The following is a 14,624-nucleotide window of genomic DNA, read 5'->3' on the forward strand; positions in this document are numbered from 1 at the left end:
CATGGAGAGCGAGGCCGGCAGGAGGGATGGGCTCGTCGTTCCGCCGGTTGCGGTCGGCGACGGCCGGTTTGCCGACAACATCGTCTTTTTCGCGCGGGTGCTGCGCAAGGCCGGCCTGAAACCCGGGCCCGGCTCGGTGGCAGATGCGATCGCCGCGGTCGATGCGATCGGGATCGGCTCGCGGGAGGAATTCCACGCCGCACTTTCCGCCGTCTTCGTCAAGCGGCACGAGGACCAGACGGTGTTCGACGAGGCTTTCCGTCTCTTCTGGCGCTCCCGCGACCTCGTCGGCAAGATGATCGCGATGATGTCGCCGGTGGCGCCTGACCGTAGTGAGAAGGACAAGGCCAGGGCCGGAGCGGCGAGGGTGAACGACGCGCTTTTCGCCGAACGGCAGCGCGAAGGCCGCGAAGACGAGGAGCCGGAACTCGAAATCGATGCGCGCTTCACCGTTTCCGGCAGCGAAGTGCTGCGGGGCATGGACTTCGCGCAGATGTCGGTCGAGGAGCTGGCGCTGGCGCGCAAGGAGATCGGCAGGCTCGTGCTGCCCTTCGACGAAGTGCCGGTGCGCCGTTACCGCGCCTCCCACCGGCCGCAGTCGGTCGATCCGCGGGCGACGATGCGAGCGTCGATGCGCACCGGTGGCGCGCTCATTCTTCCGCGCTTTCGCGAGCGCCGCACCATGCATCCGCCGCTGGTGATCCTCGCCGATATTTCCGGCTCGATGAGCCAGTACACCCGTGTCTTCCTGCATTTCCTACACGCGATGACGGAGCGACGCCGGCGCGTGCACACCTTTCTCTTCGGCACCCGGCTCACCAACGTGACGCGACAGATGCGCAATCGCGATCCCGACGAGGCGCTGGAGCAGTGCGCGGGTGCGGTGAAGGACTGGTCGGGCGGCACGCGCATCGGCGAGACGCTCCGCGAGTTCAATCGCAAGTGGTCGCGCCGCGTGCTCGGACAGGGAGCGGTGGTTCTTTTGATCACAGACGGGCTGGAGCGCGAGGATGTCGATCTCCTCGTTCACGAGATCGACCGGCTGCACCGGTCCTGCCGCCGCCTGATCTGGCTCAACCCGCTTCTGCGCTTCGAAGGCTTCGAGGCGCGGGCGCGTGGCGTCAGGGCGATGCTGCCGCATGTCGACGAACTGCGGCCGGTGCACAATCTCAATGCGCTCGGTGATCTCGTCGCCGCGCTCGGCGACGGCCGCAGCGGCGGCGGCGATCCGCGGCGTTTTCTCCCGGAGGGACATCATGGCACACGACATTGACGAGATTGATCCGCTGACGATCGCCGAGACGTGGCTTGACGAGGGCCGCAAGGTTGCGGTCGCGACCGTCGTGGAGACCTGGGGTTCGGCGCCGCGACCCGTCGGCAGCCATCTGGTGATCGACAGTGAGGGCAATTTCCACGGTTCCGTCTCCGGCGGCTGCGTGGAAGGTGCGGTCATCACCGAAGCCCTCGACGTGCTCGAAAAGGGCGAGCCGAGGATGCTCGAATTCGGTGTGGCCGACGAGACGGCCTGGCGCGTCGGGCTTTCCTGCGGCGGCCGCATCCGCGTCTACGTCGAAAGGCTCGGCTGATGGACCCGAGGCTCTTGAAGGAACTCAATGCGGCGCGGCAGGCGCGCAAGGCGGCTGTGCTGGTGACCAGCCTCGATGATGGCTGCAGCCGCCTCGTGATCGAGGGCGAGACGATCGAGGGTGGCCTCGGCTTGGAAGTCACGGAGCGTCTTCGCTCGGGCAAGTCCGGGTCAGTCGAGATCGACGGACGACCACACTTCCTCAACGTCTACCTGCCGCCGCCGCGCATCGTGGTGATCGGTGCGGTCCACATTAGCCAGGCGCTCTATCCCATGGCGCGTATCGCAGGCTTCGACCTGACGATCATCGACCCGCGGACGGCCTTTGCCACTGCAGAGCGGTTTACCGGTGCCGATCTCGTCGCCGACTGGCCTGAGGATGCGCTGAAGGCCCGCCCGCTCGATGGCTATACCGCGCTTGTGGCGCTCACCCATGATCCGAAGATCGACGATTATCCCATTGCGGCAGCGTTGAAATCCGGATGCTTCTATGTAGGCGCTCTCGGTAGCCGGAAGACCCACGGCAAGCGTGTGGAACGATTGAAGGCCGAAGGTTTTGGCGACGGCGAGATCGCCCGTATTTCCGCGCCGATCGGCCTCGACATCGGGGCCGCGACCCCAGGAGAGATCGCGGTGGCGATCCTCGCCGACATCATCCAGGCGTTCCGCCGGCGTGAACTCGCACAGGAAGAGGCTCGCGGATGATCTTCGGCGAATTTCCGGTCGAGGGTTCAGTAGGGCTGATCCTCGCCCATTCGGTCCGGCTGCCGGAGGGGCGGCTCGGCAAGGGGCACAGGATCACCGATACGGATGTAGCGCGGCTCCAGGCGGCCGGCATCGCGTCGGTCATCGCCTGCCGCATCGAGCCGGACGACCTCGGAGAGGACATTGCGGCAGCGATGTTGGCGGAGGCGATCGACGCCGCATACCTGCGCTTCTCGCCGGCGGCGACAGGCCGGGTGAACATCTATGCCACCTGCAACGGCCTCATCACCGCCGACCGCGCGGTGGTCGACCGTTTCAACCGCATCGACCCGGCGATCACCTTCGCCTGCCTTGCCGATCACAGCGACGTCCGCGACGGGGACATGCTCGCGACCGTCAAGATCATACCGCTTGCGGCGCCGCGTGCGAGTGTCGAGGCTGCGGCCGCCGTCTTCCGCGAGGCGTCGCCGATCCGCCTCAAACCCTATCGGGCCCATGCCGTCTCGCTCGTTGCGACCGAGCTGCCTTCGCTGAAGCCGTCGGTGATGGACAAGACCGCCCGCGTGCTGGGGCAGCGTCTCGCCGCTTCCGGCAGCCGGCTCGTCGACGAGCGACGCGTGGCACATCGGGCGGAGGCGGTGGCCGCCGCGATCGAACAGGCGCTGGCGGAACCGCAGCATGCGCCAAAGATGGTGGTTCTGTTCGGTGCTTCCGCCGTCGCCGATCCCGCCGACGTGTTGCCGGAAGCGATCCGGATGGCCGGCGGAACCGTCGAGCAGGTGGGACTGCCGGTCGATCCCGGCAATCTTCTCGTCCTCGGACACGTGGGGGACGTGCCCGTCGTGGGGGCGCCGGGCTGTGCGCGCTCGCCGAAGGAGAACGGCTTCGATTGGGTCTTGAACCGGCTGCTCGCCGGTGAGGAACCGACGGTGCACGACCTGACCGGCATGGGGGTCGGCGGCCTCCTGATGGAAATCCCGAGCCGGCCCATGCCGCGCGAGATCGCCGACGAGCCGGCGCGGCCGCGCGTCGTCGCCATCGTGCTTGCCGCGGGAAGGGCGAGCCGAATGGGCGAGGGCGGAGGTCACAAACTGCTTGCCGAGTTTTCGGGCGAACCGCTCGTCCGCCGTGCAGCGCGCATATCGCTCGGGAGCGGCGCCGACGGCGTCGTGATCGTGACCGGCTATCGTGCCGTCGAGATCCGCAACGCCCTCCAGGGGCTCGCCGTCGACATCGTGAACAACCCCGACTACGCGAGCGGTATGGCGAGCTCGCTAAAGGCCGGTCTCTCGAGCCCGGCCGCGCGGCGTGCCGACGGCGTGCTCGTTATGCTCGCCGACATGCCCGGTCTCGACACGCAGGACCTGCAGCGCCTTGTCGATGCGTTCGGCAGAGCCGGCGGACGCGCGATCGTGCGGGGGACGGCGGGCGGCAAGCGCGGCAACCCGGTGATCCTGCCGCGCACCACCTTCGAGGCCGTCCGGGCGCTCGAAGGCGATGTCGGCGCTCGCTCGATCGTCGAAGGCTCCGGGCTTACCGTCATCGACGTCGAGCTCGGCGCGGCGGCCCATCTCGACGTCGACACGCCCGAGGCGGTGCTGTCCGCCGGCGGGTTGCTCAAAGGGTGAGAGTATGGACAACGAAGCCCTTGAAGAAGTCTTCCAGTCGCTCGGTCGTGTGACGATCCGACGGATGTTCAGCGGCAAGGGCATCTATCACGATGGCCTGATCATGGCGCTCGTCGTCGACGGCGAGCTTCTCCTGAAGGCGGACGAGGTGAGTGCACCGGCCTTTGAGGAGGCTGGGGCGCGACGCTGGGTCTACAGCGGCAGTGCGCGGAAATCACCTGTCCGAATGCCCTACTGGTCGGTGCCGGATGTGGCCTACGACGACCCGGATGAAATGGCGAAATGGGTACGGCTTGCCTACGAGGCGGCGCTCAGGGCACCGCCGCCGCGTGGTCAGCGCAAGTAGGGAAGAAGGGCCGCGGTGAATGCCGAGAGCGGTTGCGGAAGGTCGTCGAGGGGAAACCATTCAATCTCGGCGATCTTGTCCGGCTCGGTGAGCTGTGCCTCTCCCTGAACATCGTTCGTCCGGTAGAGCAGCGAAACCCAGTGCTGGCGATCGGCGTCGATGATCTGTTCGGTCACGCAGACGAATTCGATTGCGCCGATCGTGAGGCCGGTTTCCTCTTCGGCCTCGCGCTTTGCTGCCTGTTCGGCGGGCTCGAGATGGTCGACCTTGCCGCCGACGATGTTCCAGAAGCCGGCTTCCGGGGCCTTCAGACGGCGGGCGAGCAGGAGTTTTCCGTCGCGCAGGATCGCGAGACCGACGCCGACGCCCGGGAAATGGACGCCGGGCAAGCCCATCAGGCCTTGGCCTGGATCAGCATGAAAGCCGGAATGTCATCGCCGAAGCCGACCGGGGTTGGGCCGTCGTCGCGATCGCGGTAGTGGTTGCGGCGTTCGCGGCGGTCGTCGTTCGCCGGGTTCGGCGTTCTGCCGCCGCGGGCCGGACGCTCCGCGTGGCTCGGCCGCTGATCCTTCTTCCGCTCTGCCTTCACGCTTTCGGTCCTCGCTGGCGTCTCTTCGATCTCTGCGGCCACAGTCTGCTCGATCTTCTTTTCAGATTTGTGACCTGCGTCGCGGCGGCCGCGACCCTTGTCCTTCGCTCCGCGGCGAACGCGCGATTCGTCGTGTTCGGCGGGCGGCGGCAGGGCGGTGAGGTCGCCGTTCTGCCATTCGATCTTGGTGCCGATCAGCTTCTCGATGGCATCCAGATGCTTGGTGTCGGACTTGGTGACGATCGTGAACGCCTTGCCCGAACGTCCGGCGCGGCCGGTACGGCCGATGCGGTGGACATAGTCCTCGGCATGGATCGGAACGTCGAAGTTGAAGACGTGGCTCACATCCGGGATGTCGAGACCGCGGGCGGCGACGTCCGAGGCTACGAGCAAGGTGATCTGGTTGTCCTTGAAGCCTGCGAGCATGTTGGTGCGCGAGCGCTGGTCCATGTCGCCGTGCAGGGCGCCGACGGAGAAGCCGTGGCGTTCCAGCGAGCGGAAGAGGTCGGCGACATCTTTCTTGCGGTTGCAGAAGATGATCGCGTTCTTGAGGTCGTCCTGCTCGCGGATGAGGTTGCGCAGCACCTCGCGCTTCTCGTAGTCCTTGTTGTTGGAGGCGACGAGCCGCTGGGTGACCGTCTTCGCCGTCGACGATGGCGGGGCGACCTCGATCCGCTCCGGGTTCTGCAGGAAGCGGTCAGCCAGCTTCTGGATCTCCGGCGGCATCGTCGCCGAGAAGAACAGCGTCTGGCGGGTGAAGGGAATCATCTTGGCGATGCGCTCGATGTCCGGGATGAAGCCCATGTCGAGCATACGGTCGGCCTCGTCGATGACGAGGATCTCGACGCCGGTCATGAGGAGCTTGCCGCGCTCGCAATGGTCGAGCAGGCGACCGGGCGTGCAGATCAGCACGTCGGCGCCGCGTTCGAGCTTGCGGTCCTGTTCGTCGAAGGAGACGCCGCCGATCAGCAGGGCGACGTTGAGCTTGTGATTCTTGCCGTACTTCTCGAAGTTCTCGGCGACCTGCGCGGCGAGTTCGCGCGTCGGTTCGAGGATCAGCGTGCGCGGCATGCGGGCGCGGGCGCGGCCCTTTTCGAGCAGCGTCAGCATCGGCAGCACGAAGGAGGCGGTCTTGCCCGTTCCCGTCTGTGCGATACCGCAGATGTCGCGGCGTTGCAGCGCGAAGGGAATGGCACCGGCCTGGATCGGGGTCGGGGTCGTGTAGCCGGCATCGGTGACGGCTGAAAGTACTTTTTGGCTCAGGCCAAGGTCAGAAAACGTGGTCAATGGGGGATCTGTTTCTGTTCCGGTTCTTGCGAACACAATTCGAACGCCTGCGAAGCGCCGGCGTCAACGTAAGCGCGGAATAGTGCCAAAATCCCCGAAAGTCAAGAAAACTGGACGATCTGTCGTAACAAAGGGTGAATGCAATCGCTCAACTGCCGCGGTGCGACATCATTACTGCGGCACCGGCCATGGCGAGCACGCTTCCGGCTGCACGATTGACCGCCTTTACTACGCGCGGCGTCGTCAGCAAGCGGCGCGCTCGGTGCGCGAGCCAGACATGCCCGCCGATCACCACGACCTCGACGATGACGATCGCCGCGGCCAGTGAAAGATAGTCGGCCAAACGGAAGTCTGCGCCGACGAAGTTCGGCAGCAGTGCCAGGTAGAAGAGCGGCATTTTCGGATTGCCGAGGTTGAGCGCGACGGCGGTCAGACAGACAGCAACGAGGTCGCGCCGATGCTCGAGCGGTCGCGCCTCCGGGAGAGTAGGCTCCGTCGTCCACAGACGGATGCCCATGTAGACGAGATAGGCCGCGCCGGCATAGCGGACGACTGTCATCAGCAGACCCATCTCGCCGGCGATCATGGAAAGACCGAAGGCGGCGAGCGCAAGATAGATCAGGATGCCGATCACGGTGCCGATCCCGTAGGCGATCCCCGAAGCGGGGCCGGCGGAGACGGTACGCGCCATGATCGTCATGTTGTCGGGACCGGGGCTCGCAGCAAAGACGAAAAAGGCCGCGGCAAAGGCCAGGAGGGTGGTCATGTCCATGCGCGTATTCCTCTCGTCTCGGCGATTGAGCTATACTCTAGCGTGTGACGACCTCACGTCAATCGATCAGCGCGGAGAGCTTCAGTCCGGCATTGACGAAATGCATCGGATCGATCGGGGCGCCGTTGCGGCGGACTTCGTAGTGGATGTGGGGACCGGTGGAGCGGCCGGTGCTGCCGGATTGGCCGATGACGTCTCCAGGCGCGATCTCGTCGCCGACCTTGACGAGAATGCGCGACATGTGGCCGTAGCGGGTGGTGAAGCCCATGCCGTGGTCGATCTCGACCATGTTGCCGTAACCGCCGACGGAGCCTGCCGTGATCACCTTGCCGCGGCCGGAGGCGCGGATCTCGCCGCCCACCGGGGAGCGGAAGTCGATCCCCGCATGGAGTGCAAGTCGGCCGAGGAACGGATCGCGGCGATTGCCGAACCCGCTCGTGATGTCGCGGCCGGGGGCAGGATTGCCGAAGGGGAGGTCGGTTGCGGTTTCCCGGGCCGTCTCGAGGCGGGCGAGCGCACCGTCGAGGCCGTTCAGCGAGTCTTCGAACGAGGTGGCGGGCTGGGGCGCAAGGTATGGACCGCCGATGGCGTCCGCGGCGGCAACGGGCGTCTCCTGATGCACATCCACGCCGTTCCGGGCCAGGATGGTCTCGATCTTGTCGGCGGTCTCGACCGCGCCGTCGGTGAGATCGCGGATGCGGTCGAACTGTTCCTGTTCGATATCCTTCAGCGAGATCGTCACCCTCGAAAAGATGCGGTCGGTGCGATCCGCGACCGATTCGCTGGCCGGCGCGTAGCCGAGCGCGGCGACCTCCGTTCGCTGTGGTTCCGTTGCAGGTTTGCCGAGCAGGCTCTCGATCGCCTTGATGCCGCCCGAGAGGCTGGCCTGTCTTGCGCCGATCACGGGTCGGGCGGCGGGAACGGGAGCTTCGGTGTCGAGGCCGGATTGTTCGGCCCGGTCGAGCAGGGCGCCGAGCCGTCCGTGGCGGGAAGAAAGCGCCATCTGCTGTTCGAGCAGCTTTTCGACCTTTTCTTCGACCACCTGCTGGTCGAGGAGTTGCCGGGAGGTCACGCGGTCGACCTGTGCGCGCAGCGCGGCGATGCGATCCTCATAGACGTGCTGCATGCGCGCCTGCCGCGCCATGGAGGCGCCAATCAGATTGTCGCGCATGACCAGATAGGTGGTGGCGCCGAGATAGCCGATCGCCATGACGCCGCAAAAGCAGAAGGCAAGTGCCGCCATCCACGGGCGAACCGTCATGTGGCGGATCTTGTCGCCGCTTGCGAGAATGATGACGTGCTGGGGCCGGCGCTTTCCGAAGACGTGATTGCCTGTTCTTGCGGTCACGGGCTTTCCTCAACTGGGCCGGTCGGACACCGCGCGAGACGTTCCTTCTCGCAACGGGAGAGCTGGAGCTTCGTAGGCTCCCGCTGGCTCGTCGCAAGTAGACATTGTTAAGGTTAACAAAGGCTTGAATTCGGCAGTCGCGAGAGGTCGCGGGCGGGTGTCAACCGCTGCTTGTCGAGGTGAGTGAGCGGTAGAAGGATGGCGTCAGTCCGGCCTCGGCGCGGGCGATATCGTTGAACGGGGCCTTGAGCGCGCCGCGGAAGTTTGCGCGCACCAGATCCTGGAAGGTTCGTGCGGGGTCTTTCCTTTCCCGTGCGCAGAGGAAACGGAACCATTTGGCGCCGATTGCCACATGACCCTTCTCGTCCTCGTAGATGACCTTCAGCACCTCGGCGCTCTCGAAATCACCGGTTTCGCGCATCTTTTCCTGGAGCGAGGGGGTGACGTCCAGCCCGCGGGCCTCGAGAATGAGCGGAACTACGGCGAGCCTCGCCGTCAGGTCGTTGCGGGTCGAATGGGCCGCCTGCCAGAGGCCGTCATGGGCCGGCATGTCGCCGTAGTCGGCGCCGAGCGCGCGCAGACGCTCGCGCACCATGCGGAAATGCTTGGCCTCCTCGAAGGCGACCTGCATCCAGCCGTCGAAGAAGGAATGCGGGACCGGCTCGGTGGCGAATCGCGCGACGATGTCGAGGGCGAGATCGACAGCGTTTAGCTCGATATGGGCGAGGGCGTGGAGGAGCGCGATTCGCCCCGGCAACGTGTGCAGCGAGCGTTTTCCAACGGCCTTGGGCGGGACGAGCTCCGGCCGTTCGGGACGACCGGGACGATCGGGCAATTCCGGGTCGAGCGGCGAGCGCAACGACAGCCGGCGGGCATGCCACCGGCGTGCGGTTTCCTGCGCAAGTGCCGTCTTGCGATCGAGATCGTGCGCGCTGATTGCCAGCGCAGCGCCGGCGCGCAACGACCGGATCTCGTCGTATTCGCCCATCTCAGGCACCCGCGAGCGCGCCGACGGCGTCGAGCACCTCTTGGGCGTGGCCCTTGACCTTCACCTTGTCCCAGATCCGGATGATGCGTCCGTCGGGGCCGATCAGGAACGTCGTGCGCACGACACCCATGAAGGAGCGGCCGTACATGCTCTTTTCCTTCCAGACACCGTATTCGGTCATCACTTTCGCCTCTTCGTCCGAGGCGAGAATGACGGTCAGTCCGTACTTGGTGATGAACTTGTCGTGGCTTTTCACCGGATCGGCGGACATGCCGATCACGACGGCGCCTTTCTTCTCGAACTCGGGCGCGAGCGCCGTGAAGTCGATCGCCTCGGCGGTGCAGCCCGTCGTGTTGTCCTTCGGATAGAAATAGAGAACGACCGGATGACCGGCGAAGCCCTTCAGCGACACGGTACCTCCGCCGTCGCGGGGAAGCTCGAAGTTCGGTGCCAAGTCTCCTGGTGTCAATTCCGCCATGGGATAACCTTTCTTTTGCCCGTTTTATGGATGAAATACGCGGCCATCGATATATAGTCCGCACGGCGACAGTCCAACATCGGATTGCGTCGGGAGCGGGCAAACGGAGACAGTCGCCAGCACATGGGAGAAATCCGCGGCGAAAAGGTAAGGTTCAGCAAGAAAGACATCGTTCCCTTGCACGACCTGCCGTCTGCGCGCGCCGAGGATCCGCTGATCGTGCACTGTCCGCCACGATCCACATGGTTGGGCAGGATCGCGCGCTTCACATTCGGTCTGTTCCTGCTCGCCGCCGTCCTGAGCGGCGGGTTTTTCGTCGTGATCGAAAGCGGGGCGCTCGACGCCACCTTCGCGAACGGTGCGCAAAGAGTTCTGAACAATGCGCTCGCTCCGCAGTATCGCGCTGAAATCTCCGGCACGGCGGTGCGTTTCTCCAGGGAGTGGAAGCTTGCGGTCGAGGCGCGGGACGTCACCGTGCATCGCGAGAGCGACGGGCTCATCGCGGCGGAGACGGAGGCGGTTCGTCTTGTCATCGATCCGATCGCGCTGCTTTCCGGCCGCTTCTCGGTGAGCGAAATCGAGGCGGACGGCGTGTCCGTCGACGAGTCGCTCTTTTCGTCCGGGCCGCCGCTCGACTTTGCCAAGCTCAGGGTGGATGCGGTCCCAACGCTGCTCGAGGCTGCATTCACGCAACTCGACCTCGTGCAGGGCTTCATTTCGAAGGGCGGGCTCGATCGCATGCGCATCGAGGGACTGGAGATCGCAATGGGCAAGGCGCGCGCCCGGCCGGTCCTGTTGTCGGTGCGCAATCTGGCGATGGAGCGCGGGATCGATGCGTCGCTGACGATCGCCGGAACGCTGGCGATCAACGGCTACGAGAGTCCGATTTCTGCGAAGGCGGTGAATGCCGAAGGGCAGACACGCTCGTTCAGCGCGTGGATCGGGGACGTGCGGCTTACACCGTTCCTGCTCCGGCGCGATTCGCGCGGCGACCCTCGCCAGGGATATGACGGCTCCGCAGAGGTGACGATCTCCGCCCGGCGCGGAACGGGGACGGAGAAGCCGGCCGTCTCGACGATCGCGCAGACCCATCGCGGCACGTTCTATCAGGACGGCAATCCGCAGGAGGTGACGCGGGGCACGCTCAATTTCGCCTATGATTTCTCGAAGGATACCATCGAGGTCGCATCCTCGCGGATCGATTTCGGCCCGATGGTCATGCCGATATCCGGCGGATTGATCGACCTTGACCGTCTGCCCGGAAACGAAGCGGCCGGACCGGGCATCGGCATCGATCTGTTGGTCGACGAGGGCCTGGCCAGCGTACCGTCCGCCGGGGAGCAGCCTTTCCCCTTCTCGTTCAAGATCTTCGGGCGCTTTCTCTACGACAGCGACGAACTGCAGCTCGACACATTGAGCGTCTCGACGCCGATGGGGCAGATGACCGGATCGCTCAGGGCGCGCTTTTTTGAAGGAGAAGGGCCGGAGGTCAGCTTCGGTGCACGCTTCGCGAACATGCAGACCACGGTCATCAAGCAGCTCTGGCCGTACTGGATTGCCGACAAGCCGCGTCGATGGGTGCTCGCCAACATTTTCGGCGGAACGGTGACCGAAGGATCGGTGCAGGTCTTCATTCCGAAGGGCCGCATGTCGGTGGAACCGCGGCCGCTGCACCTCGACGAGAACGAGCTCAGGATCAGTTTCGACATCGTCAACGCCCGCATGAACGTCACCGGGGACATCCCGCCGCTGCGCGATACCGATGCGCATTTCGAGCTCGCCGGGCCGAAGGTGACGACGACCATCAAGACGGCGACCTCGTACTTTCCCTCAGGCCGCAGCGTAAAGGTCGAGAGCGGCGACCTGGTTCTCGACGATGTCTACACGAAGCCTCTGATGGCGGACCTTTCGATCGCCGTTGCCGGCAGCGCCGATTCCGTCGCCGAACTGGTCTCTTTCCGCCCGATCAACGCCCTGAAGCGAATCGGTTTCGAGGCCTCCGACTTCAAGGGTACAGTCAAGGGAACAGCCGAGGTGCGGCTCGGGCTGATCTCCGAGCAGAATCCACCCGACCCGGTGTGGAAGGCCCATCTCGATCTTGCCGGTGTCGATCTCGCGAAGCCCTTCTCCGGGCGGAAGATCGACAACCTGAACGCCGCCCTGGATGTCGATCCCAAAGCCGCACGGCTGAAGGGCAAGGCCGACATCGATGGCGTTTCGATGGAACTCGCGGTTGCCGAGCCGGTCGAGGAGGACCCGCAATTCCATCGCGAGCGCCAGGTCAAGGTCGTTCTCGACGGTAGCAATATCGGCCGCTTCGCTCCGGGCCTCGACCGGATCGTTAACGGATCGGTGACCGTGCAGCTGGACCGCCTCGATGAAAAGCGGCAGGCGGTGACCGCGGATCTTACACGCGCAACGCTGACCGTTCCGTGGCTCGGCTGGACGAAGGGGGCAGGGATTCCCGCCAAGGCGAAGCTGGAGGTGACGGAGGGCGAAAAGCAGTCTGCGATCGACAAGTTCGTCCTCGACGGCGACGGGTTCGGCCTCAGCGGCTCGATGATCGTCGACAAGAACGGCCTCGTTTCCGCCGATCTCGCGCGCGTCAGGCTGTCGCCGAGCGACGACTATTCCGTCGTGCTCCGCCAGGCCAAGGGCGGCTACCAGGTCGCAGTCAACGGCAAGTCCGCCGATGTCCGCTCATTGATCGACCAGATGAAATCGCCCGGAGACGGCGGCGATGGCGATGCCGGTTCGGACCCGAACATCCGTATCGACGCCCAACTCGATCGGATGGTGGGCTTCGGCGACGAGGCGCTGTCGAACGTGACGCTCGACTACGCCTCGCGAGGCGGCAAGCTTTCGGGGCTCGACTTTTCGGCGGTGACCCGAAACGGCCAGGCGATCGTCGGTCAGATGCGCCGGCCGTCCGGGCTCGGCGAAGTGTCCGTGACGAGCGGCGACGCCGGCACCGTCGCCCGTTTCGCCAATCTCTACAGCCGGATGAACGGCGGGTTGCTGAACCTGAAGATGAAGGAGAATGCGAACGGCGTCTGGAATGGTTCCGTCGACCTGCGCAATTTCAGTCTCGACAACGAACAGCGCCTGCAGTCGATCGTCTCGACGCCCGCCGGGGCCGACGGGCGAAGCCTCAACAAGGCCGTCAAGCGGGACATTGACGTCAGCTCCGCACGCTTCCAGCGTGGCTTTGCGCGGCTGATCTACAGCGACCAGACGCTCCGGATCGAAAACGGCGTCGTGCGCGGCGAGCAGGTCGGCGCGACCTTCCAGGGGCTCGTTCGCGACAGCCAGGGGCGGATGGACCTCACAGGCACTTTCATGCCGGCCTACGGGCTCAACCGCCTCTTTGCCGAGTTGCCGGTGATCGGCATCCTGCTCGGCAACGGCCGCGACCGCGGCCTTCTCGGCATCACCTTCAAGCTCACGGGCGCGACGGAGCAGCCGAAGCTCGTCGTCAATCCGCTGTCGATCATCGCGCCCGGCGTCTTCCGGCAGATCTTCGAGTTCCGCTAAAAGAAAGCCGGCGTCAGGCGCCGGCTCGCATGTGCGGTCTGCAGGCGGCCGGATTAGGCCGGGCGCACCAGAATATGCTTCTTCTTACCGAGCGAGAGCTTGATCACGCCATCGGCCGTGACTTCGCTGGTGCCGATCGCCATGCGCTCGTCGGCGACCGCCTTGTCGTTGATGCGGACTGCGCCGCCCTGGACGTGGCGGCGAGCCTCGCCGTTGGAGGCGGCAAGACCCGCCCGGACGATCAGGCTGAGGAGGCCGACGCCGGCCTCAAGTTCGCCGGTCGGCACTTCGATCGACGGCAGGTTGTCGGCGATCGCGCCTTCCTCGAAGGTCTTGCGGGCCGTCTCGGCGGCTTCCTCGGCTGCGGCGCGGCCATGCAGGATCGCGGTGATCTCGGTCGCGAGGATCTTCTTCACCTCGTTGATTTCCGAGCCGGCAAGGGTCGACAGGCGCCCGACCTCGCTCATCGGCAGGGTGGTGTAGAGCTTCAGGAAGCGCGGGACATCCGCGTCCTCGGTGTTGCGCCAGTACTGCCAGAAATCATAGGCCGACAGCATATCCGCGTTGAGCCAGACGGCACCGGTCGCCGACTTGCCCATCTTCGCACCGGAAGAGGTGGTGAGCAGCGGCGAGGTCAGAGCGTAGAGCTGCGGCGTGCCCATGCGGTGGCCGAGGTCGATGCCGTTGACGATGTTGCCCCATTGGTCGGAGCCGCCCATCTGCAGCCGGCAGCCATAGCGCTTGGCAAGCTCGACGAAGTCGTAGGCCTGCAGGATCATGTAGTTGAATTCGAGGAACGACAGCGAATGCTCGCGCTCGAGCCGCGTCTTGACGCTGTCGAAGGACAGCATGCGGTTGACCGAGAAGTAGCGGCCGACGTCGCGGAGAAATTCGAGGTAGTTGATCGAACGCAGCCAGTCGGCATTGTTGATCATCAGCGCGTCCTTCGCGCCGTCCCCGTAGTTCAGGTAGTTCGAGAAGACCTTCTTGATCGAGGCGATATTGCTCTCGATCGTCTCGATGGTCATCAGCTGCCGCGCCTCGTCCTTGAACGAGGGGTCGCCGACCATGCCGGTGCCGCCGCCCATCAGCGAGATTGCGCGGTGGCCGGTCGCCTGGAACCAGTGCAGCATCATGATCTGGATCAGCGAACCCGCGTGCAGCGAGGGCGCCGTCGGGTCGAAGCCGATATAGGCGGTCACGGTTTCCTTCGTCAGCAGATCGTCGAGGCCGGATTCATCGGAAATCTGATGAATGAAGCCGCGCTCTTGCATCGTGTGGAGGAAATCGGACTTGAACTTCTTCATGACGACTGGGCTTTCTGGAAACGGAATGCGGGAGTGGCGGCGCTTTAGCATTGTTTT

Annotated in this window: 13 protein-coding genes; 6 read left to right on the forward strand and 7 right to left on the reverse strand. The window is 65.0% G+C overall.

Annotated elements, in window-relative coordinates; all coding sequences use genetic code 11:
- Nucleotide 1: 1 nt before the first annotated feature.
- The 5 genes from H4I97_RS06370 to H4I97_RS06390 are packed head-to-tail and all read left to right on the forward strand — an operon-like array spanning nucleotide 2 to nucleotide 4,264.
- Nucleotides 2-1,273 carry a vWA domain-containing protein gene (locus H4I97_RS06370; protein WP_182307069.1) on the forward strand — a complete coding sequence of 424 codons (1,272 nt, stop codon included), beginning with the start codon at nucleotides 2-4 and terminating at the stop codon, nucleotides 1,271-1,273.
- Nucleotides 1,257-1,586: an XdhC family protein gene (locus tag H4I97_RS06375; protein WP_182307070.1), complete on the forward strand. Its 330-nt coding sequence runs from the start codon at nucleotides 1,257-1,259 to the stop codon at nucleotides 1,584-1,586. Before H4I97_RS06370 ends, H4I97_RS06375 begins: the two co-directional genes overlap by 17 nt.
- A complete protein-coding gene (locus H4I97_RS06380; protein WP_182307071.1) occupies nucleotides 1,586-2,290 on the forward strand; it encodes an XdhC family protein in 705 nt (234 codons plus the stop codon). The genes H4I97_RS06375 and H4I97_RS06380 overlap by 1 nt, the downstream gene beginning before the upstream one ends.
- Nucleotides 2,287-3,918 (forward strand): NTP transferase domain-containing protein, encoded by a 1,632-nt coding sequence (locus H4I97_RS06385; protein ID WP_182307072.1) that lies wholly within the window; start codon nucleotides 2,287-2,289, stop codon nucleotides 3,916-3,918. The genes H4I97_RS06380 and H4I97_RS06385 overlap by 4 nt, the downstream gene beginning before the upstream one ends.
- Before the next feature lie 4 nt (nucleotides 3,919-3,922).
- Nucleotides 3,923-4,264 carry a TfoX/Sxy family protein gene (locus H4I97_RS06390; protein ID WP_182307073.1) on the forward strand — a complete coding sequence of 114 codons (342 nt, stop codon included), beginning with the start codon at nucleotides 3,923-3,925 and terminating at the stop codon, nucleotides 4,262-4,264.
- On the opposite strand, the gene H4I97_RS06395 is transcribed toward H4I97_RS06390, so the two are convergent.
- From H4I97_RS06395 to H4I97_RS06420, 6 genes are all read right to left on the reverse strand, one after another.
- Nucleotides 4,252-4,659 carry an NUDIX domain-containing protein gene (locus tag H4I97_RS06395; protein WP_182307074.1) on the reverse strand — a complete coding sequence of 136 codons (408 nt, stop codon included), beginning with the start codon at nucleotides 4,657-4,659 and terminating at the stop codon, nucleotides 4,252-4,254. The two genes, H4I97_RS06390 and H4I97_RS06395, sit on opposite strands and share 13 nt — an antisense overlap.
- A complete protein-coding gene (locus H4I97_RS06400; protein ID WP_182307075.1) occupies nucleotides 4,659-6,140 on the reverse strand; it encodes a DEAD/DEAH box helicase in 1,482 nt (493 codons plus the stop codon). Before H4I97_RS06400 ends, H4I97_RS06395 begins: the two co-directional genes overlap by 1 nt.
- Nucleotides 6,141-6,288: 148 nt before the next feature.
- Entirely contained in the window at nucleotides 6,289-6,912 is a 624-nt protein-coding gene (locus tag H4I97_RS06405) for a LysE family translocator (protein ID WP_182307076.1), read from the reverse strand.
- A 58-nt stretch (nucleotides 6,913-6,970) separates the two neighbouring features.
- Nucleotides 6,971-8,260, reverse strand: a complete 1,290-nt coding sequence (locus H4I97_RS06410) for a M23 family metallopeptidase (protein ID WP_244658724.1) — start codon at nucleotides 8,258-8,260, stop codon at nucleotides 6,971-6,973.
- A gap of 160 nt (nucleotides 8,261-8,420) precedes the next feature.
- Nucleotides 8,421-9,248: a ferritin-like domain-containing protein gene (locus H4I97_RS06415; RefSeq protein WP_182307077.1), complete on the reverse strand. Its 828-nt coding sequence runs from the start codon at nucleotides 9,246-9,248 to the stop codon at nucleotides 8,421-8,423.
- A gap of 1 nt (nucleotide 9,249) precedes the next feature.
- Complete coding sequence (locus H4I97_RS06420) at nucleotides 9,250-9,726, reverse strand: peroxiredoxin (protein ID WP_182307078.1); 477 nt, start codon at nucleotides 9,724-9,726, stop codon at nucleotides 9,250-9,252.
- A 123-nt stretch (nucleotides 9,727-9,849) separates the two neighbouring features.
- On the opposite strand from H4I97_RS06420, the gene H4I97_RS06425 reads away from it, so the two are divergent.
- A complete protein-coding gene (locus tag H4I97_RS06425; protein ID WP_182307079.1) occupies nucleotides 9,850-13,260 on the forward strand; it encodes a hypothetical protein in 3,411 nt (1,136 codons plus the stop codon).
- 53 nt (nucleotides 13,261-13,313) lie between these two features.
- Here the strand turns inward: H4I97_RS06425 and tyrS are convergent, their stop codons facing one another.
- On the reverse strand, nucleotides 13,314-14,567 hold the full coding sequence (gene tyrS, locus H4I97_RS06430) for a tyrosine--tRNA ligase (protein ID WP_182307080.1): 1,254 nt from the start codon (nucleotides 14,565-14,567) through the stop codon (nucleotides 13,314-13,316).
- Nucleotides 14,568-14,624: the final 57 nt, after the last annotated feature.

This window comes from Ciceribacter thiooxidans (assembly GCF_014126615.1).
Lineage (GTDB): Bacteria > Pseudomonadota > Alphaproteobacteria > Rhizobiales > Rhizobiaceae > Allorhizobium > Allorhizobium thiooxidans.

What these genes read in the sequence shown, in the direction of transcription:
- H4I97_RS06370 (WP_182307069.1), top strand. Translation starts at nt 2, where the DNA reads ATGGAGAGCGAGGCCGGCAGGAGGGATGGGCTCGTCGTTCCGCCGGTT.
- H4I97_RS06375 (WP_182307070.1), top strand. Translation starts at nt 1,257, where the DNA reads ATGGCACACGACATTGACGAGATTGATCCGCTGACGATCGCCGAGACG.
- H4I97_RS06380 (WP_182307071.1), top strand. Translation starts at nt 1,586, where the DNA reads ATGGACCCGAGGCTCTTGAAGGAACTCAATGCGGCGCGGCAGGCGCGC.
- H4I97_RS06385 (WP_182307072.1), top strand. Translation starts at nt 2,287, where the DNA reads ATGATCTTCGGCGAATTTCCGGTCGAGGGTTCAGTAGGGCTGATCCTC.
- H4I97_RS06390 (WP_182307073.1), top strand. Translation starts at nt 3,923, where the DNA reads ATGGACAACGAAGCCCTTGAAGAAGTCTTCCAGTCGCTCGGTCGTGTG.
- H4I97_RS06395 (WP_182307074.1), bottom strand. Translation starts at nt 4,659, where the DNA reads ATGGGCTTGCCCGGCGTCCATTTCCCGGGCGTCGGCGTCGGTCTCGCG.
- H4I97_RS06405 (WP_182307076.1), bottom strand. Translation starts at nt 6,912, where the DNA reads ATGGACATGACCACCCTCCTGGCCTTTGCCGCGGCCTTTTTCGTCTTT.
- H4I97_RS06415 (WP_182307077.1), bottom strand. Translation starts at nt 9,248, where the DNA reads ATGGGCGAATACGACGAGATCCGGTCGTTGCGCGCCGGCGCTGCGCTG.
- H4I97_RS06420 (WP_182307078.1), bottom strand. Translation starts at nt 9,726, where the DNA reads ATGGCGGAATTGACACCAGGAGACTTGGCACCGAACTTCGAGCTTCCC.
- H4I97_RS06425 (WP_182307079.1), top strand. Translation starts at nt 9,850, where the DNA reads ATGGGAGAAATCCGCGGCGAAAAGGTAAGGTTCAGCAAGAAAGACATC.
- tyrS (WP_182307080.1), bottom strand. Translation starts at nt 14,567, where the DNA reads ATGAAGAAGTTCAAGTCCGATTTCCTCCACACGATGCAAGAGCGCGGC.